Annotated in this window: 24 protein-coding genes and 1 other RNA gene; 16 read left to right on the top strand and 9 right to left on the bottom strand. The window is 53.1% G+C overall.

Annotated features, from left to right (window positions below; translation table 11 throughout):
* The first annotated feature begins 236 nt into the window (after positions 1–236).
* On the top strand, positions 237–1,979 hold the full coding sequence (locus AAH446_RS15405) for an AIPR family protein (protein WP_342907559.1): 1,743 nt from the start codon (positions 237–239) through the stop codon (positions 1,977–1,979).
* A gap of 64 nt (positions 1,980–2,043) precedes the next feature.
* On the opposite strand, the gene AAH446_RS15400 is transcribed toward AAH446_RS15405, so the two are convergent.
* From AAH446_RS15400 to smpB, 3 genes are all read right to left on the bottom strand, one after another.
* Complete coding sequence (locus AAH446_RS15400) at positions 2,044–3,249, bottom strand: integrase domain-containing protein (RefSeq protein ID WP_342907558.1); 1,206 nt, start codon at positions 3,247–3,249, stop codon at positions 2,044–2,046.
* A gap of 183 nt (positions 3,250–3,432) precedes the next feature.
* Positions 3,433–3,796, bottom strand: a transfer-messenger RNA (tmRNA) gene (gene ssrA / locus AAH446_RS15395).
* 49 nt (positions 3,797–3,845) lie between these two features.
* The gene (gene smpB / locus AAH446_RS15390; protein WP_024965436.1) at positions 3,846–4,328 is read right to left on the bottom strand and encodes an SsrA-binding protein SmpB; all 483 of its coding nucleotides are present in this window, start codon (positions 4,326–4,328) and stop codon (positions 3,846–3,848) included.
* A gap of 158 nt (positions 4,329–4,486) precedes the next feature.
* Between smpB and AAH446_RS15385 the strand changes: the two genes are divergently transcribed.
* Together AAH446_RS15385 and AAH446_RS15380 are read left to right on the top strand one after the other, a co-directional pair.
* Positions 4,487–4,921: a type II toxin-antitoxin system RatA family toxin gene (locus tag AAH446_RS15385; RefSeq protein ID WP_342907557.1), complete on the top strand. Its 435-nt coding sequence runs from the start codon at positions 4,487–4,489 to the stop codon at positions 4,919–4,921.
* Positions 4,914–5,201 carry an RnfH family protein gene (locus AAH446_RS15380; protein ID WP_342907556.1) on the top strand — a complete coding sequence of 96 codons (288 nt, stop codon included), beginning with the start codon at positions 4,914–4,916 and terminating at the stop codon, positions 5,199–5,201. Before AAH446_RS15385 ends, AAH446_RS15380 begins: the two co-directional genes overlap by 8 nt.
* A gap of 54 nt (positions 5,202–5,255) precedes the next feature.
* On the opposite strand, the gene bamE is transcribed toward AAH446_RS15380, so the two are convergent.
* The 3 genes from bamE to nadK all read right to left on the bottom strand — a co-directional run bounded on the left by bamE (position 5,256) and on the right by nadK (position 8,526).
* Positions 5,256–5,603: an outer membrane protein assembly factor BamE gene (bamE, locus tag AAH446_RS15375; protein WP_342907555.1), complete on the bottom strand. Its 348-nt coding sequence runs from the start codon at positions 5,601–5,603 to the stop codon at positions 5,256–5,258.
* 295 nt (positions 5,604–5,898) lie between these two features.
* Entirely contained in the window at positions 5,899–7,560 is a 1,662-nt protein-coding gene (gene recN / locus AAH446_RS15370) for a DNA repair protein RecN (protein ID WP_342907554.1), read from the bottom strand.
* 87 nt (positions 7,561–7,647) lie between these two features.
* Positions 7,648–8,526 carry an NAD(+) kinase gene (gene nadK, locus AAH446_RS15365; protein WP_342907553.1) on the bottom strand — a complete coding sequence of 293 codons (879 nt, stop codon included), beginning with the start codon at positions 8,524–8,526 and terminating at the stop codon, positions 7,648–7,650.
* A 124-nt stretch (positions 8,527–8,650) separates the two neighbouring features.
* On the opposite strand from nadK, the gene grpE reads away from it, so the two are divergent.
* Positions 8,651–9,232: a nucleotide exchange factor GrpE gene (grpE, locus tag AAH446_RS15360; RefSeq protein WP_342907552.1), complete on the top strand. Its 582-nt coding sequence runs from the start codon at positions 8,651–8,653 to the stop codon at positions 9,230–9,232.
* Between the two features lie 46 nt (positions 9,233–9,278).
* Here grpE and ung read toward each other — a convergent pair whose 3' ends face one another.
* Complete coding sequence (gene ung, locus AAH446_RS15355) at positions 9,279–9,959, bottom strand: uracil-DNA glycosylase (protein ID WP_342907551.1); 681 nt, start codon at positions 9,957–9,959, stop codon at positions 9,279–9,281.
* A 280-nt stretch (positions 9,960–10,239) separates the two neighbouring features.
* Here ung and grcA point away from each other — a divergent pair, with 280 nt between their 5' ends.
* A complete protein-coding gene (grcA, locus tag AAH446_RS15350) occupies positions 10,240–10,623 on the top strand; it encodes an autonomous glycyl radical cofactor GrcA (protein WP_342907550.1) in 384 nt (127 codons plus the stop codon).
* A 249-nt stretch (positions 10,624–10,872) separates the two neighbouring features.
* On the opposite strand, the gene srmB is transcribed toward grcA, so the two are convergent.
* Positions 10,873–12,204: an ATP-dependent RNA helicase SrmB gene (gene srmB / locus AAH446_RS15345; RefSeq protein ID WP_342907549.1), complete on the bottom strand. Its 1,332-nt coding sequence runs from the start codon at positions 12,202–12,204 to the stop codon at positions 10,873–10,875.
* Positions 12,205–12,336: 132 nt separating this feature from the next.
* Between srmB and trmN the strand changes: the two genes are divergently transcribed.
* On the top strand, positions 12,337–13,074 hold the full coding sequence (gene trmN, locus AAH446_RS15340) for a tRNA(1)(Val) (adenine(37)-N(6))-methyltransferase TrmN (protein ID WP_342907548.1): 738 nt from the start codon (positions 12,337–12,339) through the stop codon (positions 13,072–13,074).
* Here the strand turns inward: trmN and nadB are convergent, their stop codons facing one another.
* Entirely contained in the window at positions 13,075–14,676 is a 1,602-nt protein-coding gene (gene nadB / locus AAH446_RS15335) for an L-aspartate oxidase (protein WP_342907547.1), read from the bottom strand.
* Positions 14,677–15,138: 462 nt separating this feature from the next.
* On the opposite strand from nadB, the gene rpoE reads away from it, so the two are divergent.
* The 10 genes from rpoE (at position 15,139) to recO (ending at position 24,729) form a co-directional block, all read left to right on the top strand.
* A complete protein-coding gene (gene rpoE, locus AAH446_RS15330; RefSeq protein ID WP_342907546.1) occupies positions 15,139–15,714 on the top strand; it encodes an RNA polymerase sigma factor RpoE in 576 nt (191 codons plus the stop codon).
* A 30-nt stretch (positions 15,715–15,744) separates the two neighbouring features.
* Positions 15,745–16,392 (top strand): anti-sigma-E factor RseA, encoded by a 648-nt coding sequence (gene rseA / locus AAH446_RS15325; protein ID WP_342907545.1) that lies wholly within the window; start codon positions 15,745–15,747, stop codon positions 16,390–16,392.
* On the top strand, positions 16,392–17,345 hold the full coding sequence (gene rseB / locus AAH446_RS15320) for a sigma-E factor regulatory protein RseB (protein WP_342907544.1): 954 nt from the start codon (positions 16,392–16,394) through the stop codon (positions 17,343–17,345). The genes rseA and rseB overlap by 1 nt, the downstream gene beginning before the upstream one ends.
* Positions 17,342–17,806: a SoxR-reducing system protein RseC gene (gene rseC / locus AAH446_RS15315; protein ID WP_342907543.1), complete on the top strand. Its 465-nt coding sequence runs from the start codon at positions 17,342–17,344 to the stop codon at positions 17,804–17,806. The genes rseB and rseC overlap by 4 nt, the downstream gene beginning before the upstream one ends.
* A gap of 247 nt (positions 17,807–18,053) precedes the next feature.
* A complete protein-coding gene (locus AAH446_RS15310) occupies positions 18,054–19,184 on the top strand; it encodes an ABC transporter substrate-binding protein (protein WP_342907542.1) in 1,131 nt (376 codons plus the stop codon).
* Positions 19,185–19,476: 292 nt separating this feature from the next.
* A complete protein-coding gene (gene lepA, locus AAH446_RS15305) occupies positions 19,477–21,276 on the top strand; it encodes a translation elongation factor 4 (RefSeq protein ID WP_342907541.1) in 1,800 nt (599 codons plus the stop codon).
* 26 nt (positions 21,277–21,302) lie between these two features.
* On the top strand, positions 21,303–22,271 hold the full coding sequence (lepB, locus tag AAH446_RS15300; RefSeq protein ID WP_342907540.1) for a signal peptidase I: 969 nt from the start codon (positions 21,303–21,305) through the stop codon (positions 22,269–22,271).
* A gap of 135 nt (positions 22,272–22,406) precedes the next feature.
* Complete coding sequence (gene rnc / locus AAH446_RS15295) at positions 22,407–23,087, top strand: ribonuclease III (protein WP_342907539.1); 681 nt, start codon at positions 22,407–22,409, stop codon at positions 23,085–23,087.
* Entirely contained in the window at positions 23,084–23,989 is a 906-nt protein-coding gene (gene era / locus AAH446_RS15290) for a GTPase Era (RefSeq protein ID WP_342907538.1), read from the top strand. Before rnc ends, era begins: the two co-directional genes overlap by 4 nt.
* Positions 23,990–23,994: 5 nt before the next feature.
* Positions 23,995–24,729, top strand: coding sequence for a DNA repair protein RecO (gene recO, locus AAH446_RS15285; RefSeq protein ID WP_342907537.1), 735 nt, complete (start codon positions 23,995–23,997; stop codon positions 24,727–24,729).
* Positions 24,730–24,792: the final 63 nt, after the last annotated feature.

Genomic DNA, 24,792 nt, shown 5'->3' with positions numbered 1-24,792 from the left:
TCCGTTGCGTGAGTGCATGTCTATGCTGCATGAAAACGCATGACTCTCCGCCATCCCGGAACGGCATGAAAGGCCAGCTGCGGCGCGGCACAGAGCTAATCATGCAGGTGCATGAAAACTGCTGCATAAAGCGGGCAGGCGTGGCGGGGGTACGAGCGCGCGCTTACATAGAAAATGCAGTTGATTGCTTAAGTGGTAAACGATAATCTCAAGTTTTTCTTAACTAAGGATTAAGCATGAGTACATGGACACAGGCCTATGAAAGCAGAGAAGATCTGAAATCATATGGGGACAATGGTTTAGCCTTATTTGCATTAGCACTGCACTTTCGAATAGATGACATTGATGGAGTTGCTGCGGAATCTATTACTGATGGGCACGATGATAAAAAATGCGATCTTGTTTATATTAATGAAGAAGAAGAATTTGCCGTTCTCGCCCAATGCTACTTTTCAGGAAAAGATAGACAAGAAGCCCCAGCAAATAAGGCCAGTGACCTCAATATCGCTTTAGCATGGCTTCTGCAAAGAGATTTAAAAGAGGTGCCTGAAAGAATAAACTCCTCGGCAAAACAGATTCGAGATTTAATCAGGCAATCTAAAATAAAAACTTTATATGTTTGGTATGTCCACAACTTGCCAATTTCAAAAAATGTGAGGCAGGAGTTGGTAACGGTTCAGCAAACTGCAAATACTATTTTGAAGCATGATTTCAATCATTCAAAAGTTCAGGTGCATGCTGTAGAGGTTGGTGCAGAAAAAATTACTGAGTGGTACAGTGAATCTCTATCTCCAATCTTGGTTGATGAAATTTTCAACATAAAAGTAAGTGATGGCGGTTATGAAATAAATGGAGGGGAGTGGGCTTCGTTTTGTACTACGATTCAAGGTAAGGATTTAGCGAGGGCTTATAAAAAGCATAAGTTGAATGTTTTCTCTGCAAACGTGAGAGATTATCTTGGCTCAAGATCTACGGATTCTAATATTAACAATGGCATTAAAACTAGCGCAGAAAATTCAGCATCTGACTTCTGGGTTTTCAATAATGGAGTTACAATATTAGTTCATGATTATAAGTACAATGAAAAAGTTCGCAATCTTGAAGTCAGAGGTATGTCAATCGTTAATGGTGCACAAACGACAGGCGCTCTTGGATCTCTTGCTCGTTTACCAACAGAAGATGTTAGAGTTCAGGCAAGATTTATAAAAGTTAGAGATGGAGATGCTGATTTAATTCAAAATATTATTCAATATAATAACAGCCAGAATAAAGTTGAGGCATCTGATTTTAGAAGCACAGATAAAATACAAAAGCGCTTGAAGGTTGAGTTTTCTTCTATTCCAGATGCTGAGTATGAAGGTGGTCGCAGAGGCAGCGCCGAAAGTGTCATACGTAGAAAGCCAAATCTCTTACCATCATACACAGTTGGACAGGCTCTAATGAGTTTTCATGGAGAACCAACTATAGCATATAACCAAAGGTCTGCTATTTGGACAAATGATTCCTATTACTCAAAAATATTTAATGACAGCACGAAAGCATCCCATATTGTTTGTGCATTTTCATTGATGAAATGTATAGTCAATAAGAAAATTCATTTAGGGAAAAAAGAAACATTATCTAAAAACGATGCAGCTCAATTAGAATATTTGAGATACAGGGGGGCGATCCCGCTGCTTTGTTCTGCTATCACTGAATGTCTAGAGAGCTTTCTGGGGCGGCCCATACCTGATCTGTTTAGAGTTTCATTTGGAAATGATGTATCGCCATCCAGTGCTGAGACAATTTGGGAACCGATAGTAGACATTTGCTTGGCTTTAAGTAACCAACTTTTGCCAGCCTTAATTGATGGCGGTTTAAAAAGCCCAACAAAGGTTAGGGAATGTACATCTAATTTTTCACAACTAATTGCTGCTACTGCACAGATGAATCGTCCAGTATATGAATTGTTTGAGAAGAATGTAAAACCAGCTTTCTAAAACAAAAGGCCTCATACGAGGCTTTTTATAAACTACAAGTAATAAAAATGAGTATATGTGATCATCAAAGCTTATTGCGTAGGGCTGGTTTTATTTGTAAGCCCCACCACTCCATCAGTTCTATTCTTTTAATTAAATATGTTGAACGATTGTATGCTCTACGAACTTCATTTTTATCACTATGAGCAAGTGCTGCTTCAATAACGTCAGAATTAAAACCCGCTTCATTTAGCGCTGTACTTGCTATAGAGCGCAACCCATGAGCGACAAGTTTCCCCCCGTAACCAATGCGCTTGAGTGCGGCATTAGCAGTCTGGCTATTCATTGGCATTTTTGGATTATTGCGGCTGGGGAATACATGTTCACGATGAGCACTGATAGGCTTCATCACCTCTAAAATTTCGACCGCCTGGGATGGCAGAGGAATAATGTGTTCTCGTTTAGCCTTCATCCTCTCGGCTGGAATCGTCCAAAGCTTTGTCTCAAGATCGATCTCTACCCATCGAGTACCTGAAGCCTCTGAAGGGCGCACAAGAGTCAGGAGTTGCCATTCGATCAGGCAGCGAGTCGGAATGGACAAATTGGACATCATCAGGGAATGCATAAGTTTCGGCAATTCCTCTGGTCGCAGCGTTGGCATATTCTGCTTTTTAGGCTTCTCAAACGCCATACCGATACCAGACGCAGGATTAGCATCGATTAGCCCGGTATTAACCGCATAAATCATAATCTCGTTAATACGTTGCACCAGACGGCGAACGGTTTCAAGAGCACCACGGGCCTTAATAGGCTCCAAGGCTTCAACCAGCTTACGTGCTTTAATCTCCTGCACGGGGATATCTCCAATAGCAGGGAAAACATCTTTCTCAAGAGAACGCCAGATATCCTTAGCGTAATCCGGTGTAACGCTGGCCTGTTTCAAAGCAAACCAGTTAGCGGCCACGGTTGAGAAAATGCTGTCTAATGCGATCTGCTGCTGTTCTGTGAGCTGTTCGGCTTGCGTCTGTGGGTCAATGCCATTAGCGAGTAAGGAGAGGTAATCAGCACGCACGCGTCTGGCATCTGCTAACGACAGGGCAGGAAAGGCACCCAGGCCCATCATAGTGCGCTGCTTTGTCGCTGGCCTTTGATAGCGGAAACGCCAAAGCTTCTTTCCTGTAGTTTTCACCACCATAAAAAGTCCGTCGCCATCATGCAGCGTCAGATCTTTATCAATGGCTTTGGAACGAAGAACTTCTGTGTTGGTGAGAGGGCGCGTAGTCCTTGCCATACGGGGCTTTCCTGCGTGAATTGGTATACGTTAATGGCATACATCTTACCGTATACCAATACGTATACCAATTATCACCGGATTTGGCTGGATCTCTACGGACTACCACAGACGTAAAAAAGCCCGCGAGGCTGGTTCCAAGCGGGCTTTCAGGACTTACCCGGACGTATCCGGTACATAATGTGGTGGAGCTGGCGGGAGTTGAACCCGCGTCCAGAATTACTACACCGTCGGCACTACATGCTTAGTCCAGTTTTTACATTCGCTGGTTAGCTGCGAACGGACACGCCACTAACAAACTAGCCTGATTGGATTTAACGCTGCAACCCCAGGCAGGGTATTCACGCGATCTCTTTTGTTTTTGACCTCTCTTGATCCCCGTCTTAAGAGCGGAAGCTAGGGAGAGAGGGCTCTAAGCAGGTTATTAAGCTGCTAGTGCGTAGTTTTCGTCGTTTGCGACTATTTTTTTGCGGCTTTTAACGAGGCCAACCGCCCCTCGGCATGCTCCTAGGGCTTCGCAAATCCTGTCGAATCCAGAATCAGCCCCAAGTACTGTTTCGCAGTATATCAGAAAAACCTGCCGCTATGCCAGTGGCTTAGCGGTTAGCGTGCTTCATGATACGTGCTTTGTCTAATTTCCACTCGCGATCCTTGATGTCATCGCGTTTGTCATGCTCTCTTTTCCCTTTCGCCACGCCGATCTTCAGCTTGGCCCAGGCGTTCTTCCAGTAGAGCGACAGCGCGACGATGGTATAACCGTCGCGGTTAGCTTTACCGAATAGCGTATCCAGCTCGCGCTGCTTAAGCAGCAGCTTACGGGTACGTGTCGGATCGCAGACAACGTGCGAAGAAGCCCCTGTCAGCGCCTGAAAGGTGGAACCGAACAGGAAGGCTTCACCATCGCGCAGCAGTATGTAGCTTTCGCTGATATTGGCCTTGCCGGCACGGAGTGATTTAACTTCCCATCCCTGTAGCGACAGCCCCGCTTCGAACTCTTCTTCGATGAAGTATTCATGGCGGGCCCGCTTGTTCATGGCAATGGTAGCAGAACCGGGTTTGTGTGCTTTTTTCTTTGTCATAGTGCTACTTAGTTTACATGAAGCGGTGGTTGATGGCATCCCCTGTAACATCGGGCGCAGGGAAAAGCGCTATTTTAGCAGAACGCTGGCGGCTGAGAATTTTTGTTTACCTGCCTGCGATGTTATTATTTACGTGTTGAAGATTAACAGGAAACATTATGTCTCAGATTAGCCGTTCCGCGCTGGTGCCCTACAGCGCCGAGCAGATGTTCCGGTTGGTAAACGATGTGGATGCCTATCCGGAATTTCTTCCAGGGTGTACCGGCAGCCGGGTGCTGGATTCGAGTGAACAACAGATGACGGCATCCGTGGACGTTTCCAAGGCCGGTATCAGTAAAACTTTTGTGACGCGCAATACGCTGACCAACAACCAGCGCATTCATATGCAGCTGGTAGATGGGCCATTCCGCAAGCTTAGCGGCGGCTGGACGTTTACAGCGCTGAGTGAAGAGGCGTGCAAGGTTGAGCTGAATCTGGATTTCGAATTCAGCAATATGCTGGTAGAAATGGCCTTTGGCCGTATTTTCAAAGAGCTGGCAAGCAGCATGGTGCAGGCGTTTACGCACCGGGCCAAAGAGGTCTACAGTGTCTGATATCGCTGTTGAGGTGGTATATGCCCTGCCGGACAAGCAGTATTTGTACACGGTGAATGTGGAAGAGGGCAGTACCGTTGAACAGGCGATCCGGGCTTCAGGTATCCTGGAGCTGCGCAGCGATATCGATCTTGCCCGTAATAAGGTCGGTATCTTCAGCCGGGCGGTGAAATTGCAGGATGAAGTGCAGGGGGGCGATCGTATCGAAATTTATCGCCCGCTGATAGCCGATCCTAAAGAGCTGCGTCGCCTGCGCGCCGAGCGGGCAGCAAAAAAATAAGGCGCTTTAGGCGCCTTATTGCTGTGACTGAAACCTGCTTTCTGTCAGCCCCGATCAGCCTTTTTTGCCTGTCAGGTTGGGTTTGTTCTCAATATTGGTCAGCGTGCCGCTGCTGTCGAAGGTCAGCGTCAGCGTTTGCTGCGTCACCGGCTCATGGCCAGGCTCCTGGCGGAACACGTAAAACCAGACGTTGCTGCCGAAGGGATCGCGCATCATCGGCGTACCCAGCGTATAGGCCACCTGCTGTTGTGTCATGCCGGTATGTATTTTTGCAACATCAGTAGCGACCAGATAGTTGCCCTGATTGATATCCGGCCGGTAAACCACTCGCTCCAGAGTGGAACATCCAGCGGTCATCATCAGAAGAACCACCGCCGCAGCAGTCAGCGTTTTACAGCGCATAAGTCTCTTTATTCCTTTTCGGGCCAACACCTTGGGCATCTGGCTATTTTATTTGCCTGTCTGAACCCGATAACTCATCGCTATGGATGAGAGAGTGAATTCACCGTTTCACTATCGGTTTCAGGCTGGCTGTAACAATAACGCCAGATGACCCGTTCATCAATGACCGGCACCTGGCTGTATCGGTTTATCGCTACGATAACAGCGTAAGAAGCCGATGATAATAAACCTTTCCGCAGTTTAAAACCTCTGCGAACGAGGGTTATGACCACGAGAGGCCAAAAAAGTGCGGCAATCAGGCCGCTAAAAGCTCTTTTGCGTTGGCAAGCGTATTGCGGGTCACTTCGCTGCCGCCCAACAGGCGGGCCAGCTCCTGCAGGCGGGCGCGCTTGTCCAGCGGACGCATATGCGTTTCGGTCATCGCGCCATCGGTCTCTTTACTGACGTAGAAGTGCTGGTTTCCGCATCCCGCGACCTGTGGCAGGTGAGTTACGCACATCACCTGCGTGGATTCGCCGAGCTGGCGCAGCATCTTGCCGACAACGGCAGCGGTAGGACCGCTGATGCCCACATCCACCTCATCAAAAATCAACGCAGGCGTATCCATTTTACGGGCGGTAATCACCTGAATCGCCAGCGCAATGCGCGAGAGTTCGCCGCCGGAAGCGACCTTAGAGAGCGGCTGTAGCGGCTGCCCTGGGTTAGTGGTGACGCGGAAGTCGATGCGATCAGCGCCCTCGGCGGTCAGGTGCTCGGCGTTAAACTGCACTTCAATGCTCAGCTGACCATGCGGCATGGAGAGGGTGTGCATACTTTCGCTGATCAGCGCGCTCAGCTCCTGGGCAAAATGGTGGCGGCGGGCGTGCAGCTTCTCCGCACAGGCTAGCGCGGTGCGATGATGTGCGGCGACGGCCAGCGCCAGCTCATCCTGATCGCTCTCCTGCTGATCCAGCAGCGTCTGCTCTTCCAGCATCTGCTGATGAAACGCGGGCAGCTCTTCAGGGGAGATATGGTGCTTACGGGCCAGGGCGATCTGACGTGAAAGACGCTGCTCCAGCTCGTAGAGGCGGTTAGGATCGAGGTCGAGGCGTTCGCAGTAGTGGCGAAGCTCGTCGCTGGCTTCACTGATCTGGATGGAGGCCTCTTCCAGCAGCGTGTAAATGCCGTTCAGCTTATCATCCATGCCGATCAGTTCACTGACGTACTGCTGAGCCGTGTGAAGCTGCGTCAGCAACGTAGTCTCTTCACCATCGGCCAGCAGCATCAGCGCCTGCTGACTGGTGGAGAGCAGCTGGCCGCTGTTGGCCAGACGCTTATACTCTTCATCGATGCTTTCATATTCCCCGGCCACGGGCGCAAACTCATTCAGCTCTTTAAGCTGATACTGAAGCAGCTCACGACGGGATTCCCGCTCCTGCGAAAGCTGCTGATGCTGGGCCAGCGCGCGGCAGCTCTGATGCCACTGACGGTAGGCCAGCGCCATTGCCTGACGCAGATCGTTTTCACCCGCATAGGCATCAAGCAGGACTTTCTGATGTTCAGGCTTCAGGAGCATCTGATGGGCGTGCTGTCCATGAATCTGGATTAGCAGCTGGCCCAGGTCGCGGAGCTGAGAGAGGGGAACAGCCGTCCCGTTAATAAAGCCACGGGAGCGTCCATCGCTGTTGATGACGCGGCGCAGCAGGCACTCCTGTCCTTCATCAAGCTCATTGTCAACCAGCCAGCGCAGGGCGGAAGGGGTATCCTTCAGCGAAAAGCGGGCGCAGATATCCGCCCGCGTGGCGCCCTGGCGCACCATATCTGCTTCAGCACGCCCGCCCAGGCAGAGACCTAATGCATCAATAGCAATAGATTTACCGGCGCCGGTTTCGCCAGTGATAGCGGTCATACCGCGCTGAAAATCGATCTCCAGCTCACGAACAATCGCAAAGTTACTGATAGTCAGTTGTGCCAGCATAATTGTTGTTCCTGTACGAAAACACAGATATGGTTTTTCATACAGTATATACTGGTTTTATAACCAGTAAAGATGCTGGGGCGGTTTTTAGAACAATTTTTTTGACCACGCCAGTTTAGAACTTAGCGTGTTGAAATAGTTATAGTTTTGTGGATGTATCAGATTCAGGTGATCTTCATTGCGGCGGATGAGAACATCTTCGCCTTCCTGAATGGGCAGGGCAATCTGACTGTCGCAGCTTACTTCCAGATCGCTGCGCATATGCGAAAAACGCAGGCGAATGGTGCTGCTGCTGTTGATCACCAGCGGACGCGCAGAGAGCGTATGCGGGAACATCGGCACGATGGCAATAGCATCCAGCGAAGGGGTTAAAATCGGCCCACCGGCTGAGAGCGAATAAGCCGTTGAACCGGTTGGCGTAGAAATGATCAGGCCATCTGAGCGTTGAGAGAAGGCGAAGGTTTCGTCGATATAGACCTCGAACTCGATCATATGCGCCACTTTACCCGGATGGAGCACCACCTCATTGATTGCGGTACCAATGCGCGGTTCGTTTCCCCTGCTGCAAACGCTCGCTTCCAGCAGAAAACGGCTCTCGGTAATGTATTTCCCCTCCAGCACATCCGCCAGCTGCTGCTGGGCATTATCGGGATCGAGATCGGTCAGGAAACCCAGGTTGCCGCGGTTGATGCCAATGACTTTAATATCGTAGCGTGCCAGCACGCGGGCGGCTCCAAGCATATTGCCGTCGCCGCCGACCACCACGGCCAGGTCAGCCTGCTGGCCGATTTCAGACAGCGTGCCCGTCTCCACATCGGTAAGTTTCAACTCGCGGGCAATCTGCTGTTCGATAATGACCTGATATCCCTTTGCCGTCAGCCAGCGGTAGAGCATTTCATGCGTTGTCAGCGCGGTAGGATGGCGTGGATGCCCCACAATACCGATACAGTTGAAATGGTTGTTCATGATGCTGGCTTTCCTCATGAGGTAAACTACCCCAGACAATGTGACGGGTTCCCTTGAAACCGCAATTCTGATCCCCATAATAAGCGAACCAGCGAGATGAATGTGCACAAACGCGGAGAAATTCATGAGTAGTAAAGAACAGAACACACCAAACGAGCAAGTCTCAGACGATATTGAGATGGAACAGGCGCAACATCAGGACGCAGAGACAGCGGAAGGCGTGGATCCGCGTGATGAGCGCATTGCCGAACTGGAAGTCCAGCTGGCGCAGTCGCAGGGCGGCGTGCGTGAAGCGCAGATCCGCGCTCAGGCTGAGATTGAAAACATCCGCCGTCGCGCTGAGCTTGATGTGGAAAAAGCGCATAAATTTGCGCTTGAGAAGTTCGCCAACGAACTGCTGCCGGTGATCGACAGCCTTGAGCGCGCGCTTGAAGTGGCGGATAAAAACAACGCCGAGCTGACCGCGATGGTGGAAGGTATCGACCTGACGCTGAAATCCCTGCTGGGCGCCGTTCGCAAGTTCGGCGTTGAAGTGGTTGGCGAGGTTAACGAACCTTTCAACCCGGAACTGCATCAGGCGATGTCGATGATGGAGTCAGAAGAGGTGGCGCCAAATCACGTACTGATGGTGATGCAGCGCGGCTATACGCTTAATGGTCGCCTGCTCCGTCCGGCGATGGTAGCGGTTGCCAAAGCCAAAGCGTAACCATTCGCTCTTAAAAAAAGCACCTTAGGGTGCTTTTTTTTCGCCTTTATGCCGGCAGCTGTGGCTGCCAGTCGATCGGCTTTTCGCCTTGCTCTTCCAGCAGTTCATTTGTTCTGGAGAAGTGCCCACAGCCCAGAAAACCTCTGTGTGCGGAGAGCGGTGAAGGGTGGGGCGCTTTTAAAATATGATGCCGCTGAGGATCAATGATGCTTCCCTTCTTCTGGGCATGCGCTCCCCACAGCAGAAAGACTACGCCTTCCCGGTGCGCATTAATGGCGGCAATCACGTTATCGGTAAAGGTTTCCCAGCCGAAGCGTGCATGGGAATGCGCCTGACCCGCCTCAACCGTTAATACGGTATTAAGCAGCATCACGCCCTGGCGCGCCCAGCTTTCCAGAAAGCCGTGAGCGGGACGTTCAAACCCCGGAATATCCGTAGCCAGTTCTTTATATATATTGGCCAGCGAAGGCGGCACGGCAACGCCGGGCAGAACGGAAAACGACAGGCCATGTGCCTGATGGGGGCCGTGATAAGGATCCTGTCCAAGAATAACGACTTTCACTTCGCCTAATTCCGTGAGGCGAAATGCGTTAAACACATCTTTTTGCGGTGGATAGACAACCTTGCCCGCCGCCCGCTCATTCGCGACCAGCGAAAGCGTTTCGACAAAATAGGGTTTCTTTTTTTCCTCTGCCAGCACGTCGTGCCAGGTCAGCGCATTGACCATGTTCGCCTCCTTTATCTCATAAGATGCGTAGCTTAGCGCGTATCGCGCGGAGTGAGTACTTAAAATATTTTTGAAAATTTACGCAAATAATTAAAAATTTATCTGATAAAAACCCTCCTGAAATCAGAAGGTTGTCATTTTTTGCGCGCCGGGCGCACCTCAGTTATTGATTCTGGTCAAAGTTGCCGCATTTAGAGGCTGTTATACAGTATGAAGCAGATCAATATTGAACTGATAACTCGTGCTGACGCCGGTCAGCCATAACTGCCTGGAGGCAAATATGATTACTGGAATTCAGATTACGAAAGCCGCTAACGCCACGCTAATGAACTCATTCTGGCTGCTGGACGACGAAAAAGCGGAAGCGCGCTGCGTTTGCGCCAAAGCGGGATACAGCGAAGATCAAATTGTGCCCGTTCGCGAACTTGGCGACATTGAGTACCGTGAAATTCCGCTGGAAATGAAACCCGAAGTCCGTGTCGAAGGCGGGCAGCATCTGAACGTGAACGTTTTGCGCCGTGAAACGCTGGAAGATGCGGTTAAACATCCGGAGAAATATCCGCAGCTGACCATCCGTGTTTCTGGCTATGCCGTACGTTTTAACTCGCTTACGCCAGAACAGCAGCGCGACGTCATCGCCCGTACTTTTACTGAAAGCCTGTAAGGATATTCCTCCTTACCCCATTCAGTCTTAACAATAAGAAAACCTGGGTGACGCTGAAATAAGCGTCGTCCGGGTTTTTTATTATGCTCATGAAAAAAAAGGATTTTCCTGAGGTTGTTTGAGCGAGTGACCGTACTGATTGTCGTACAGGGCCATTCCGCATCTCAAATCGTTCAACCCAGGTTTTTCCGCTATAAAAGCCAATAAAAAAACCGCCCTGAGGGGCGGTTTTTATGTAGCGCGGGTTACTTATTCAGCGCTGTCCGTTTTGGCTGCGCTGCTCGGCTTACGACGCTTGCCGATGTTCTTCGCATCACGGTGGCGTTTCTTGACGCGGGGTTTGTTTTCCGCATCGTCTTTCTCTTTCTTCTCTTTGCGCTTCGCCAGCACTTTCTTCGACGGTTTACCGCTCAGCTTTTCGCTCGGCGCACGAGTTGTCGGGCGTAATTCATCAATGGTGCGCGCTTTCAAAGGCTCTTTGATATAGCGGATGATTTTACCCAGCAGCACATTATCGTGTGCCTCAACAAAGGAGATAGCCGTCCCTTTCTTCCCGGCACGACCAGTACGGCCGATGCGGTGGAGATAGGTATCTGACGTACGCGGCAGGTCGAAATTGAAAACGTGGCTGACATCATCGATATCGATGCCGCGGGCGGCAATATCGGTGGCAACCAGCACGTTAACGCGGCCTTCCACGACGCGTTTAATCGCTTCGTTACGCTTAAACTGCTCCAGCTCGCCTTCGAGGTAGCTGGTATTGATGCCTGCCTCACGCAGCCAGCCGCAGAGCTCATGAACGCGTTCGCGTTTGCGCACAAAGACCACCGAGCGGGTCGCTTCAGGCTGCTTAAGAAGATGAATCAACATCGCCGTTTTATGCTTAACATCATCCGCGCGGTAATACCATTGCAGGATTTTTTTCCGCTCGCGACGGGCGGGATCGGCTTCAATTTCGACCGGCTCATTCAGCAGGCGCTCCGAGAAATCCTGGATCGCTTCACCTTCCAGCGTGGCGGAGAAAAGCAGGGTCTGCTTGCGCCAGCGGGTTTCAGCGGCAATGGTTTCAATATCCTGTGCAAAGCCCATGTCCAGCATGCGGTCTGCTTCATCCAGGATCAGCGTTTCTACCGCGCGGCAGTCGAAGTTTTCTTCTTTAATATACTGGAGCAGGCGCCCGGTCGTGGCCACCACCACATCCTGGTTTTCACTGAAAACTTCGGCATGGTTCATATACGCCACGCCGCCGGTAATAGTGGCAATATCCAGATGCGTATGCTTCGCCAGCTCACGCGCCTGGTCGGCAACCTGCATGGCCAGTTCGCGCGTCGGCGTCAGAACCAGAATGCGCGGCGGTCCCGACTTCTTACGCGGGAAGTCGAGCAGATGCTGCAGTGCGGGCAGCAGGTAAGCCGCCGTTTTGCCTGTACCGGTTGGTGCCGAACCCAGAACGTCGCGACCCTCCAGTGCAGGCGGGATCGCAGCGGCCTGGATAGCAGTGGGGCGCGTGAAGCCCTTTTCCTGCAGGGCATCCAGCAGGCTTTCATCAAGTTCGAGTTCGGAAAAAGTGGTTACAGTCATGGTCTACCTCAGTTTGGGGCGCTGATTATAGACAGATTGAACACGATCTTCATCTGTTTGTGTGGCCTTAATGCCTTTTCCTTCAACATACTTTGTCATATGCTAGCGCCGTTTCCCCTTCAGGTCAGTCAAATGTCTTCAAAGAAAGCGGTTCTGCGCGCCAACGGATTTACCTTCAAACAGTTTTTTGTGGCCCACGATCGCTGCGCGATGAAAGTCGGCACGGATGGCGTACTGTTGGGGGCCTGGGCGCCGGTCGCAGGCGCGACGCGGGTACTGGATATCGGCACCGGCAGCGGATTGATCGCTCTGATGCTGGCTCAGCGGACCGGCCAGGCGATCAGGGTGGATGCCGTTGAGCTGGACGAACAGGCGACAGAGCAGGCCCGGGAAAATGCTCAGGCCTCGCCGTGGGCTGAACGCATTCAGATTTATCAGGGGGATATCCGGCAGTGGACACAGCAGTGTGAACATCGTTACAACCTGATCGTCAGCAACCCACCTTACTTTGTTCCCGGCGTGGAATGCGCCAGCCCTGCACGGGCAGCCGCCCGTTATACCGCAGATTTGACGCATGAGATCCTGCTGCAATGCGTGGAGGATCTGATCGCGGAAGAGGGATTCTTCTGTGTCATTCTGCCCGAGCCGGCAGGCAACGCGCTGGTTGAATATGCTGTGCAGCGCGGCTGGCATCTTCGTTCCCGTACCGATATTTCTGACAACGAGTCACGGCCGCCAAATCGCGTATTGCTTGCGCTTTCTCCTCATCCGGGCGAGCAGCTTGTGGACCGGATGACAATCCGCGGGCCAGACCAGCGCTATTCCGAAGCGCACTGTAGCCTGACCCGGGATTTCTATCTGTTTCGCTGATCAGGGCGTCAGAATCGTCGGCCTGGCTTCATCCAGCATCTCCGGGTAGTCGAGCGTGAAATGCAGGCCGCGGCTCTCTTTACGCGCCATGGCGCAGCGGACGATCAGTTCGGCCACCTGCACCAGGTTTCTCAGCTCCAGAAGATTATTGGAAATACGGAAGTGCGCGTAATACTCATCAATCTCCTGCTGGAGCATAGTAATGCGGCGCAGCGCCCGTTCCAGCCGTTTGGTGGTGCGCACAATTCCCACGTAATCCCACATAAACAGGCGCAGCTCATGCCAGTTATGCTGGATCACCACCCGTTCATCTGAATCATCCACCCGGCTTTCATCCCACGCTGGCAGAGCTTCCGCCATCGTCACGGTTTGCAGATACTGATGAATATCCTCCGCCGCCGACCAGCCATAAACCAGGCACTCCAGCAGCGAGTTGGAGGCCAGACGGTTGGCGCCATGCAGACCGGTATAGCTGACCTCGCCGATGGCATAGAGGCCCGTTACGTCGGTACGGCCATGCTGATCAACTGTTACGCCACCGCAGGTGTAATGGGCGGCCGGAACAATCGGGATCGGCTCTCTGGTCAAATCAAATCCCAGCGTTTTCAATTTTTCGTTGATGGTCGGAAAATGAAATTCAATAAACTCAGCCGGCTTGTGGCTGATATCCAGATACATACAGTCGGCGCCGAGACGCTTCATTTCATGGTCGATAGCGCGGGCCACAATATCACGCGGTGCCAGTTCTACCCGTGGGTCGAAATCAGGCATAAAGCGCGTGCCGTCCGGACGTTTAAGCACCGCTCCTTCGCCGCGTAGCGCTTCCGTGAGCAGGAAGTTACGTGCTTCAGGATGAAACAGGCAAGTGGGATGAAACTGGTTAAACTCCAGATTAGCGACACGGCATCCTGCCCGCCACGCCATGGCGATCCCATCACCGGAAGCGACGTCGGGATTGGTGGTGTACTGATAAACTTTGGCTGCGCCGCCGGTCGCGAGTACCACCGACCTGGCCCGGCAGATCTCCACGCTCTCACGTTTGCGGTTCCAGATATAAGCGCCCACTACCCGGCGATCGCCCGGCAGGCCGATTTTATCGGAAACGATAAGGTCAACCGCATTACAGCGTTCAATAAGCTGAATATTAGGATGATTGAGCGCACGACTAACCAGCGTGTTTTCCACGGCGCGGCCTGTCGCATCGGCGCTGTGCAGAATACGGCGATGGCTGTGGCCGCCCTCGCGCGTCAGGTGGTAGCGCGGATCGCTGCTATCCGGCGTCTCCTTATCAAACAGCATGCCATTATCAATCAGCCACTGTACGCAGTGTCGCGCGTTGCTGGCGATGAAAGAGACGGCCTCCCGGTCGCACAGTCCGCCACCGGCAATCAGCGTATCTTCGACATGCGATTCAATACTGTCGGTTTCATCAAACACAGCGGCAATGCCGCCCTGGGCGTAAAAGGTCGATCCTTCGCTTACCGGGCCTTTACTCAGCACCGTTACCTGATGCGTTTCGGCCAGGCGTAGCGCAAGCGATAAACCGGCGGCACCGCTTCCAATGATAAGCACGTCACAGCTGTATTCGGAACTTGAGGTCATGGTGTTTAATTTACTAAACAGGTGGTTTGCTGAGCATATCACTCCTCGCCCTCGGGAAAAACGTCTTTTCGCTTCCTTGCGGACAGGGCGTGGAGGGGAATGCGTCAGGGATGAATGGTTGGCTGTTGCCGGGCAGTAACGGCACGTCTGGTGTTTAATATTGCGAACTGGCCCGAGCTGTGGTGATTTAGAGGTGAAATAACGAGCCTCTTGGGTTACTCTGCGGCGTTGGTAGCAAGCGCCGCGCCCTAAGGCAAAGCGGAGGAAAGCAGGGCTGCTCAGGCCGGTGATAACGACAAAAAAGCACGGGTCTTCTCTTTCTGCCGGGAAATCATAAATATAACGTCGCAATGGAACTTTACTCATGATGATCAATCAAACCAGATGCTTGCTCGAAAAGTATGGGTTGTTGCGGGTAGTTCATAAACGCGTGGAAAAAGATTTGGGGAGACATTACCTCGGATGAGCGAGCAGTTAACGGATCAGGTTCTCGTAGAGCGAGTACAGAAAGGAGATCAGAAGTCGTTTAATTTACTGGTGGTTCGCTACCAGCATAAAGTGGCGAGTCTGGTTTCCCGCTATGTCCCCTCTGGAGACGTGCCAGACGTAGTACAGGAATCCTTTATAAAAGCCTATCGTGCCCTGGAGTCGTTCCGTGGCGATAGCGCGTTTTATACCTGGCTTTACAGAATTGCCGTGAATACGGCCAAAAATTATCTGGTTGCTCAGGGGCGTCGTCCGCCCGCCAGTGACGTTGATGCTATTGACGCTGAAAACTTCGAAAGTGCGGGTGCACTGAAAGAAATTTCGAACCCTGAGAACTTAATGTTGTCGGAAGAGTTAAGACAAATAGTTTTTCGCACTATTGAGACGCTTCCTGAAGACTTACGTATGGCAATTACGCTAAGGGAGCTGGATGGCCTGAGCTATGAAGAGATAGCGGCCATTATGGAATGTCCGGTCGGCACGGTGCGTTCACGTATTTTCCGGGCGCGGGAAGCTATTGATAATAAAATTCAACCACTTATCCAACGCTAGCGATAGCGGACACAGGAAGGGTACTTAGGCATGCAGAAAGAACAACTTTCCGCTTTAATGGATGGTGAGACTTTAGATAATGAAGTGTTATCCGCATTGTCTGAAGACGCCACGCTGCAGAAAAACTGGGAAAGCTATCACCTGATTCGCGATACCCTGCGTGGTGATATGGGCCAGTTTGTCCATGTTGACATTGCTGCCCGCGTTGCGGCAGCGATTGAAAACGAACCTGCCAGACCTGCGCACCTGATTCCTGAAGCGCAGCCGAAGCCGGAACAGTACGCTTCGCTGCCGTTCTGGCACAAAGTGCGCCCCTGGGCGGCTCAGATTACCCAGGTGGGCGTGGCTGCCTGCGTCTCGCTGGCGGTGATCGTCGGCGTACAGCACTATAACCAGCCGCAAAGCGGACAGCCGCAGTCTGACTCGCCGGTCTTCAATACGCTGCCAATGATGGGTCAGGCCTCGCCGGTCAGCCTTGGCGTGCCGTCAGAGAGTTCGCTTAACGGCAATGCGCCGCAGCAGGTGCAGGATCAACGCCGTCGCGTTAATGCGATGCTGCAGGATTATGAACTCCAGCGCCGTCTGCATTCCGATCGGCTTCAGTTCGGGCATAGTCCTGCACAGCAGGCTGCTGTTCAGGTTCCGGGTAACCAGTCGTTAGGAATTCAGTCGCAGTAATGAAGCAATTTTGGTACGCCGTCAGCCTTATGGCTGGCAGCCTGATGTACTCCAGTGTCGCCCCGGCGGAAACCACCTCCGGGGCGCTTCTTCAACAGATGGAGCAGGCCAGCCAGTCCCTCAGTTACGAACTCGCCTATATCAGCGTATCCAGGCTCGGGATTGAGTCAATGCGTTATCGCCACGCGCGCGTGGACGATAAAACCTACGCGCAGCTGCTGCACATGGACGGGCCGCGCCGGGAAATTATCCAGCGCGGCAACGAGGTGAGCTATTTTGAACCTGGCCTGGAGCCCTTTACGCTGGCCGGGGATCATATTGTTGACTCGCTGCCTTCGCTGGTCTTTGCGGATTTCAGACAGCTCTCCGAGAACTATGACTTTGTCGCCGTTGGCCGGACGCGTATTGCCGATCAGCTTTGTGACGTTATTCGCATCGTGGCGCGTGATGGTACCCGCTATAGCTATATCGTCTGGATGGATAATGAGACGAAGCTGCCGCTGCGCGTCGATCTTCTCGACCGCGACGGTGAAACGCTGGAGCAGTATCGCGTCGTCAGCTTCGCCGTTGATGAGGGCGTGAGAAAAATGATGCAGGGTCTGGTTAAAGCGACCTTACCGCCTTCACTTTCCGTTCCACAGGGCGACAAGATAAAACTTGGCTGGCAGGCGGGATGGCTGCCGGTGGGGATGAAAGAGGTGACCCAGAGCCGCAGACAGATCCCTTCCCTGAATAAACCTGTGGAGTCCCGGCTCTATTCGGATGGCCTGTTCAGCTTCTCCATTAACGTTAGCGCAGCGGACAAGAATCACGCTTCGCAGCTGCTGCGTACCGGGCGCCGTACGGTACAGACCGAAATACGTAATAACCGGGAGATTACGGTGGTGGGAGAGTTGCCGCCCGCCACGGCCAAACGTATCGCTGACGGCATTAATCTGGGTAACGCACAATGATGAGAGAATGGGCCACGGTCGTCTCCTGGCAAGATGGGATAGCCACGCTGCACTCGGAAGTCAAAACGTCCTGTAGCAGCTGTTCAGCCCGCAAGGGCTGTGGCAGCCATATGCTGAATAAGCTGGGGCCTAAAAACGCGCACGTCATGAAAATCGCCACGGCTGAGCCGCTTTCTCCCGGGCAGCGTATTGAGCTGGGCATCGCTGAACAAAGCCTGCTCAGCTCCGCGCTGTTGGTCTATATGACCCCGCTGCTGGGGCTCTTTATCCTTGCCGGCCTGTTCCAGATGCTGTTTCACAGCGATCTGGCGGCGGCGGCGGGTGCGCTGCTGGGTGGTATTGGTGGCTTTATTATCGCCAAAGGCGTCTCTGGCTGGCTGAGTAAATCAGCCGCATTCCAGCCGGTTATTCTGAGTATCGCACTTCCGCCTGATGCGCTTCGTGTAGAAACCGGCGCCTGAGGCAGCCTGCCGTCGCTCTGGCGGCAGTAAGACAACACTTTCGTTTCCCTTCTGCTGTTTTTTTGCTCCTACTAGTGAACCGATAAACCGCCCAGCGCGCGGTAGCGTTTTTCCCTTTTGCCGCAGCCATCTACCGGCTGGACAGAAATATCAGGAAATAATCTGACATAGGTTGTGTTAACTGCAGCAACATCGTAGCATCTCCGTGAACTGATAATGATAATCATTTAAATTTATGAGGTTAACAATGCCATCGCTGTTGAAAAAGTCAGGCCTGCTTGTTTGCGGTCTGTTGCTGGCCTGTCAAGTGCTGGCAGCGCCGTTTACCGTTGAAGATGTCAGCGGCCGTCAGGTTGAGATTAAGTCGGAAGTGAAACGCATTATTTTAGGCGAGGGGCGACAAATTTATCTTCTTGCGGCCTTCGACACGGAATCGCCGTTCAGCAGGGTCGTGGGCTGGCGCGACGATTTGCCAAAAGCGGATTTTGACAGCTACCAGAATTACGAGAAAAAATACCCGCAAATTAAAAAGCTTCCCACCTTTGGCGGCGCGAAAGATGGCACCTTCAACGTTGAGCAGGCGCTGACGCTTAAGCCGGATCTTGTACTGATGAATCTGGAATCAAAAGCCGCCACGGATGAAGGGAAACTTATCGAGAAGCTGACCAGGCTCGGTATTCCGGTCGTGTTTATCGACTTCCGCGAGAAGCCGTTTGAGAATGCGGAAAAGAGCATCCGCATTATGGGACAGCTGTTGGGGAAACCTGAGCGGGCTGAAGAGATCCTTGCCTTCCGTCGCGAGCAGATCGGTATCGTCACCGATCGCCTGAAGGATTATCAGGGCACGCGCCCGTCAGTGATGCTCGATCGCGCAGGCGGCTATACCGATGAGTGCTGTATGTCTTTCGGGGATGAAAATTTTGGCCGGATGGTTGAAGTGGCGGGCGGCAGGAATATTGCGAAAGGCCTTATCCCCGGCACTTTTGGTACGCTCAATCCGGAAGAGATTATCAGTGCGAATCCTGATGTGGTGATTGTCACCGGCGCTAACTGGAAAAATTATAATACGGCAAACGGCTGGGTAGGCGTGGGACCCGGCGCCGATCTTAAAGTCGCTGAGCAGCGGCTGACAGCGCTGATGGCCCGGCCCGCTTTCAGGACGTTACCGGTGGCCACCAACGGCAACGCTCATGCGATCTGGCACCAGTTCTATGACAGCCCCTATAACTTCGTGGCCATTCAGGCCATCGCAAAATGGCTGCATCCTGACCTTTTCAGCGATCTCGATCCTGACGCCACTTTCCGCACTTTCCATGAACGATTTTTGCCGCTGGATTATCAGCCGGGCTACTGGCTAACCCTGCCCGCCAGCAACTAATTTGTATTCAATTGTTTAGCTGTAACGATCGTGACGGGCCACTTCGGTGGCCCTTATGCTTTAACGGCCGGTTTTCAGCGCGCTCCCACGGGGGAGGGTGAGGCGTAACGCAGCGAAAAATGCGGTGCGTTACGGCGAATTTGATGCGCGCCAGTACGCGTCAATTCTTTCGTGCCGGGGGCTAACAGTGTAAGATGCGTGCTCATTGATGGCGGGTACATTGCGAGAGTTGTTTATAGCTCTGTTCACCGTGAGAACTAAACCGAACGTTTAAGCGAAAATATTCATATAAATGAAGCATATAAGAAACTTTTCTGTCATCGCTCATATCGACCACGGCAAATCGACGCTCTCTGACCGTCTGATCCAGATTTGTGGTGGCCTCACCGAACGTGAAATGGCGGCCCAGGTGCTGGACTCCATGGATCTGGAACGTGAACGCGGCATTACCATCAAGGCGCAGAGCGTGACGCTCGACTACCACGCGCCGGACGGTGAAACTTACCAGCTCAATTTTATCGACACGCCGGGCCACGTGGACTTCTCCTATGAAGTTTCCCGCTCGCTGGCCGCCTGTGAAGGCGCACTGCTGGTGGTTGACGCCGGGCAGGGCGTGGAAGCACAGACTCTGGCCAACTGTTACACCGCGATGGAAATGGATCTGGAAGTGGTACCGGTGCTGAACAAGATCGATCTGCCCGCTGCCGATCCCGATCGCGTCGCGCAGGAAATCGAAGATATTGTTGGCATTGACGCCACCGATGCGGTGCGCTGCTCGGCAAAAACCGGCGTCGGCGTTCCTGAAGTCCTGGAGCGACTGGTGCGTGATATTCCGCCGCCGGAAGGCGATCCGGAAGGCCCGCTGCAGGCGCTGATTATCGACTCCTGGTTTGATAACTACCTGGGCGTCGTCTCGCTGGTGCGTATTAAAAACGGCACCATGCGTAGAGGCGAAAAAATCAAAGTGATGAGTACCGGCCAGGTCTACAACGCTGACCGTCTGGGTATTTTCACGCCGAAACGCGTCGATCGGGACGTACTGCAGTGTGGTGAAGTAGGCTGGTTAGTCTGCGCCATCAAGGACATTCTGGGCGCGCCGGTAGGGGATACGCTGACGCTTGCGCGCAACCCTGCAGAAAAAGCGCTGCCGGGCTTTAAAAAAGTGAAGCCGCAGGTTTACGCCGGCCTGTTCCCCATCAGTTCCGACGACTATGAAGCCTTCCGCGATGCGCTGGGCAAACTGAGCCTGAACGATGCTTCGCTGTTCTACGAGCCGGAAAGCTCCACCGCGCTGGGCTTCGGTTTCCGCTGCGGCTTCCTGGGTCTGCTGCACATGGAGATCATTCAGGAGCGTCTGGAGCGTGAATACGATCTTGAACTGATCACCACCGCACCAACCGTAGTGTATGAAGTGGTCACTACCGGGGGCGAAACGGTCTATGTTGACAGCCCAGGCAAACTGCCGCCGCTGAACAACATTGAAGAGCTACGCGAGCCGATTGCCGAGTGTCATATGCTGCTGCCGCAGGAGTTCCTGGGTAACGTCATCACGCTCTGTATCGAGAAGCGTGGCGTGCAGACCAACATGGTTTACCACGGTAACCAGGTGGCGCTGACCTATGAAATCCCGATGGCCGAAGTGGTACTCGACTTCTTCGACCGACTGAAATCCACATCCCGCGGCTATGCGTCGCTGGATTACAACTTCAAACGCTTCCAGGCTTCCAACATGGTGCGCGTCGATGTGTTGATCAACTCCGAGCGCGTGGATGCGCTGGCGCTGATTACCCATAACGATAATGCGCCGTACCGTGGTCGCGAGCTGGTTGAGAAGATGAAAGATCTGATCCCGCGCCAGCAGTTCGATATTGCTATTCAGGCGGCGATCGGTAACCACATCATCGCCCGCTCAACCGTTAAGCAGCTGCGTAAAAACGTCCTGGCGAAGTGCTACGGCGGTGACGTCAGTCGTAAGAAGAAGCTGTTGCAGAAACAGAAAGATGGTAAAAAACGCATGAAGCAGGTAGGTAACGTTGAGCTGCCTCAGGAAGCGTTCCTTGCCATTCTGCATGTTGGTAAAGACAGTAAATAAGGCCCGCAGGCTACGAGGGAACTGGAATGGCTAATATGTTCGCCCTGATTCTGGCGATAGCGACACTCGTCACCGGTATTATCTGGTGTGTTGATAAGTTTAAGTGGGCACCAGCCCGCAAAGCCAGGCAGGCTGAAGCGGATGCTCAGGCGGGGGAAATCCCTGCCGGACAGAGCAAAGCGGCAAAGCAACCCGGCTGGGCGGAAACCGCCGCATCGGTTTTCCCGGTGCTGCTGCTGGTTTTCATCGTACGTTCGTTTGTTTATGAGCCGTTCCAGATCCCTTCCGGGTCGATGATGCCTACACTGCTGATTGGCGACTTCATCCTGGTGGAGAAATACGCCTACGGGATTAAAGATCCGATTACTCAGACCACGCTGATCCCGACAGGGCATCCTAAACGTGGTGATATCGCCGTCTTTAAATATCCTGAAAACCCCAGTCTGGACTACATCAAGCGCGTGGTAGGGCTGCCTGGCGACCGGGTCAGTTACGATCCGCAGAGTAAGACCGTCACCATTAATCCAGCCTGTGGCACGGGAACCTCTTGTGATAAAGCGCTGGCGGTGACCTATTCTGACGTTAAGCCAAGCGATTTTATCCAAACCTTCAGCGGCTTTGATGGCAATAAAGAAGGGAACGGTTTCTATCAGGTTCCACAGGGTGACACGATGCGCGGCGGCCTGCGTCTGGCCACGCGTAATGAGACGCTGGGTGACGTGACGCATTCAATCCTGCTGGTGACGCAGGCGCAAAGCCAGGCAAGCGCCTATTATCAGCAGCCGGGGCAGCCGCAGTCTTCATGGGTCGTGCCTGAAGGGATGTACTTCATGATGGGCGACAACCGCGATAACAGCGCGGACAGCCGTTACTGGGGCTTTGTCCCGGAACGCAATCTGGTTGGCAAAGCGACCGCCATCTGGATGAGCTTCGAGAAGCAGGAAGGAGAATGGCCTACCGGCGTTCGCCTCAGCCGTATTGGCGGTATTCACTGATAGCCGCCTTCGGGCGACCTGAGTAAACGGGTGGTTTCCCTGCGGGAGGCCACTGCACACGAAACAGTCTCGTGTTGGCGCGTCCAGCCCTGTTCCGTGTGCAGATTATTTGACGCATTCAGACACTGGTAACACATGAACCCCATAGTCATTAACAGGCTCCAGCAAAAGTTGGGCTACACTTTTACCCATCAGGAACTTTTGCAGCAGGCGCTTACTCACCGCAGTGCCAGCAGTAAGCACAACGAAAGGCTGGAGTTTCTGGGTGATTCTATCCTCAGTTACGTGATTGCCAACGCGCTCTACCATCGTTTTCCCCGCGTTGACGAAGGCGATATGAGCCGGATGCGCGCCACGCTGGTGCGCGGCAATACGCTGGCTGAAATGGCCCGTGAGTTCGACCTTGGCGAATGCCTTCGCCTTGGGCCGGGTGAGCTGAAAAGCGGCGGTTTCCGCCGTGAATCGATCCTGGCAGATACCGTAGAAGCGCTGATCGGCGGCGTTTTCCTGGATAGCGATATCCAGTCGGTGGAGAAGCTGATCCTGAGCTGGTACGCCAGCCGCCTCGATCAGATCAGCCCGGGTGATAAACAGAAAGATCCAAAAACGCGTCTGCAAGAATATTTGCAGGGTCGTCATCTGCCGCTGCCCTCCTATCTGGTGGTGCAGGTGCGTGGCGAAGCGCATGACCAGGAATTCACAATTCACTGCCAGGTAAGCGGCATGGCGGAACCGGTTGTCGGAACCGGCTCAAGCCGCCGTAAAGCTGAGCAGGCAGCCGCCGAACAGGCGCTGATTAAGCTAGGACTTGAATGAGCGAACAAACCCCCCATTGCGGCTTTATTGCTATCGTAGGCCGCCCGAACGTCGGGAAATCCACCTTACTGAACCAGCTTCTGGGTCAGAAGATCTCCATTACCTCGCGCAAGCCGCAAACGACCCGCCACCGCATTATGGGCATCCATACCGAAGGCCCCTATCAGGCTATCTACGTGGACACCCCCGGCCTGCATATGGAAGAGAAGCGGGCGATCAACCGCCTGATGAACCGTGCGGCCAGCAGTTCCATTGGTGACGTGGAGCTGGTGATTTTTGTGGTGGAAGGCACGCGCTGGACCGCTGATGATGAGATGGTGGTTAAAAAGCTGAAGGATGGGAAAGTGCCCGTTTTGCTGGCCATCAATAAAGTGGACAACATTACGGATAAAAGCATCCTGCTGCCGCATATGCAGTTCCTCAGCCAGCAGATGGATTTTATGGATGTGGTGCCTATCTCTGCCGAAAGCGGTAAGAATGTGGATACCATTGCCAGCATCGTGCGTAAACGCCTGCCGGAAGCGGAGCATCACTTCCCGGAAGATCATATTACTGACCGCTCCCAGCGCTTTATGGCATCGGAAATCATTCGTGAAAAGCTGATGCGTTTCCTGGGGGCCGAGCTGCCTTACTCGGTGACGGTTGAGATTGAACAGTTCGTCACCAACGAGCGCGGCGGTTATGATATTCATGGTTTGATTCTGGTTGAGCGTGAAGGCCAGAAGAAAATGGTGATTGGCAACAAGGGCGCCAAGATCAAAACGATCGGCACCGAAGCCCGTAAAGATATGGAAGAGATGTTTGAGGCTAAAGTGCACCTGGAACTCTGGGTGAAAGTGAAGTCGGGCTGGGCGGATGACGAACGTGCTCTGCGCAGCCTGGGCTATACAGACGATCTCTGAGCCTGATGGAGGGGTGGCAGCGCGCGTTTGTCCTGCATGGGCGTCCCTGGAGCGAAACCAGCCTCATGCTCGATCTTTTCTCCGAAAATTACGGGCGAATACGCGTTGTTGCCAAAGGTGCCAGAGGTAAGCGCTCCAGTCTGAAAGGGGCGCTGCAACCTTTTACGCCGCTGCTTGTTCGCTGGGGAGGCAGAGGAGACGTCAAAACTCTGCGCGGCGCTGAGCCGATCTCCCTGGCGCTTCCTCTTTCCGGTATCACCCTCTACTGCGGCCTCTACGTCAACGAACTGCTGTCACGCGTGCTGGAGCAGGAAACCGCCTTCACCGAACTGTTTTTCGATTATCTTTACTGTCTCCAGGCGCTTGCCTCCGCCAGCGGCACGCCGGAGCCGGCGCTGCGCCGCTTTGAGCTGGCGATGCTGGGGCATCTTGGCTACGGTGTGGACTTCCTGCACTGCGCGGGCAGCGGGGAAGATGTGACGGACGGCATGACCTATAGCTACCGTGAAGAAAAAGGCTTTATCGCCAGCCTGGTGATAAATAACAACACCTTCACCGGCCGTCAGCTGCGCGCGCTGGCTGAGCGCACCTTTCCTGATGCGGATACGCTCCGCGCCGCCAAGCGCTTCACCCGGATAGCACTGAAGCCCTATCTGGGTGGTAAACCGCTTAAAAGTCAGGAACTGTTTCGCCAGTTTGTGCCGAAAAAACGTCCGGAAACGCCGCCTGAGCCGGAGTAAGCGCATCAGGGCATTCCAGCGGGCGGGCAGAACATTGTAAACTGGCTTTTCTTCGCAAAATTC

It is taken from the genome of Erwinia psychrophila (genome assembly GCF_039023475.1).
In the GTDB taxonomy this organism is placed as follows: Bacteria; Pseudomonadota; Gammaproteobacteria; order Enterobacterales; family Enterobacteriaceae; genus Erwinia.
This window is presented reverse-complemented; position numbering and strand designations above follow the sequence as displayed.

Excerpts from the sequence above, each read along its gene's own strand:
- AAH446_RS15405 (WP_342907559.1), top strand. The coding sequence starts at position 237 with ATGAGTACATGGACACAGGCCTATGAAAGCAGAGAAGATCTGAAATCA.
- AAH446_RS15400 (WP_342907558.1), bottom strand. The coding sequence starts at position 3,249 with ATGGCAAGGACTACGCGCCCTCTCACCAACACAGAAGTTCTTCGTTCC.
- smpB (WP_024965436.1), bottom strand. The coding sequence starts at position 4,328 with ATGACAAAGAAAAAAGCACACAAACCCGGTTCTGCTACCATTGCCATG.
- AAH446_RS15385 (WP_342907557.1), top strand. The coding sequence starts at position 4,487 with ATGTCTCAGATTAGCCGTTCCGCGCTGGTGCCCTACAGCGCCGAGCAG.
- bamE (WP_342907555.1), bottom strand. The coding sequence starts at position 5,603 with ATGCGCTGTAAAACGCTGACTGCTGCGGCGGTGGTTCTTCTGATGATG.
- recN (WP_342907554.1), bottom strand. The coding sequence starts at position 7,560 with ATGCTGGCACAACTGACTATCAGTAACTTTGCGATTGTTCGTGAGCTG.
- nadK (WP_342907553.1), bottom strand. The coding sequence starts at position 8,526 with ATGAACAACCATTTCAACTGTATCGGTATTGTGGGGCATCCACGCCAT.
- grpE (WP_342907552.1), top strand. The coding sequence starts at position 8,651 with ATGAGTAGTAAAGAACAGAACACACCAAACGAGCAAGTCTCAGACGAT.
- ung (WP_342907551.1), bottom strand. The coding sequence starts at position 9,959 with ATGGTCAATGCGCTGACCTGGCACGACGTGCTGGCAGAGGAAAAAAAG.
- grcA (WP_342907550.1), top strand. The coding sequence starts at position 10,240 with ATGATTACTGGAATTCAGATTACGAAAGCCGCTAACGCCACGCTAATG.
- srmB (WP_342907549.1), bottom strand. The coding sequence starts at position 12,204 with ATGACTGTAACCACTTTTTCCGAACTCGAACTTGATGAAAGCCTGCTG.
- trmN (WP_342907548.1), top strand. The coding sequence starts at position 12,337 with ATGTCTTCAAAGAAAGCGGTTCTGCGCGCCAACGGATTTACCTTCAAA.
- nadB (WP_342907547.1), bottom strand. The coding sequence starts at position 14,676 with ATGACCTCAAGTTCCGAATACAGCTGTGACGTGCTTATCATTGGAAGC.
- rpoE (WP_342907546.1), top strand. The coding sequence starts at position 15,139 with ATGAGCGAGCAGTTAACGGATCAGGTTCTCGTAGAGCGAGTACAGAAA.
- rseA (WP_342907545.1), top strand. The coding sequence starts at position 15,745 with ATGCAGAAAGAACAACTTTCCGCTTTAATGGATGGTGAGACTTTAGAT.
- rseB (WP_342907544.1), top strand. The coding sequence starts at position 16,392 with ATGAAGCAATTTTGGTACGCCGTCAGCCTTATGGCTGGCAGCCTGATG.
- rseC (WP_342907543.1), top strand. The coding sequence starts at position 17,342 with ATGATGAGAGAATGGGCCACGGTCGTCTCCTGGCAAGATGGGATAGCC.
- AAH446_RS15310 (WP_342907542.1), top strand. The coding sequence starts at position 18,054 with ATGCCATCGCTGTTGAAAAAGTCAGGCCTGCTTGTTTGCGGTCTGTTG.
- lepA (WP_342907541.1), top strand. The coding sequence starts at position 19,477 with ATGAAGCATATAAGAAACTTTTCTGTCATCGCTCATATCGACCACGGC.
- lepB (WP_342907540.1), top strand. The coding sequence starts at position 21,303 with ATGGCTAATATGTTCGCCCTGATTCTGGCGATAGCGACACTCGTCACC.
- rnc (WP_342907539.1), top strand. The coding sequence starts at position 22,407 with ATGAACCCCATAGTCATTAACAGGCTCCAGCAAAAGTTGGGCTACACT.
- era (WP_342907538.1), top strand. The coding sequence starts at position 23,084 with ATGAGCGAACAAACCCCCCATTGCGGCTTTATTGCTATCGTAGGCCGC.
- recO (WP_342907537.1), top strand. The coding sequence starts at position 23,995 with ATGGAGGGGTGGCAGCGCGCGTTTGTCCTGCATGGGCGTCCCTGGAGC.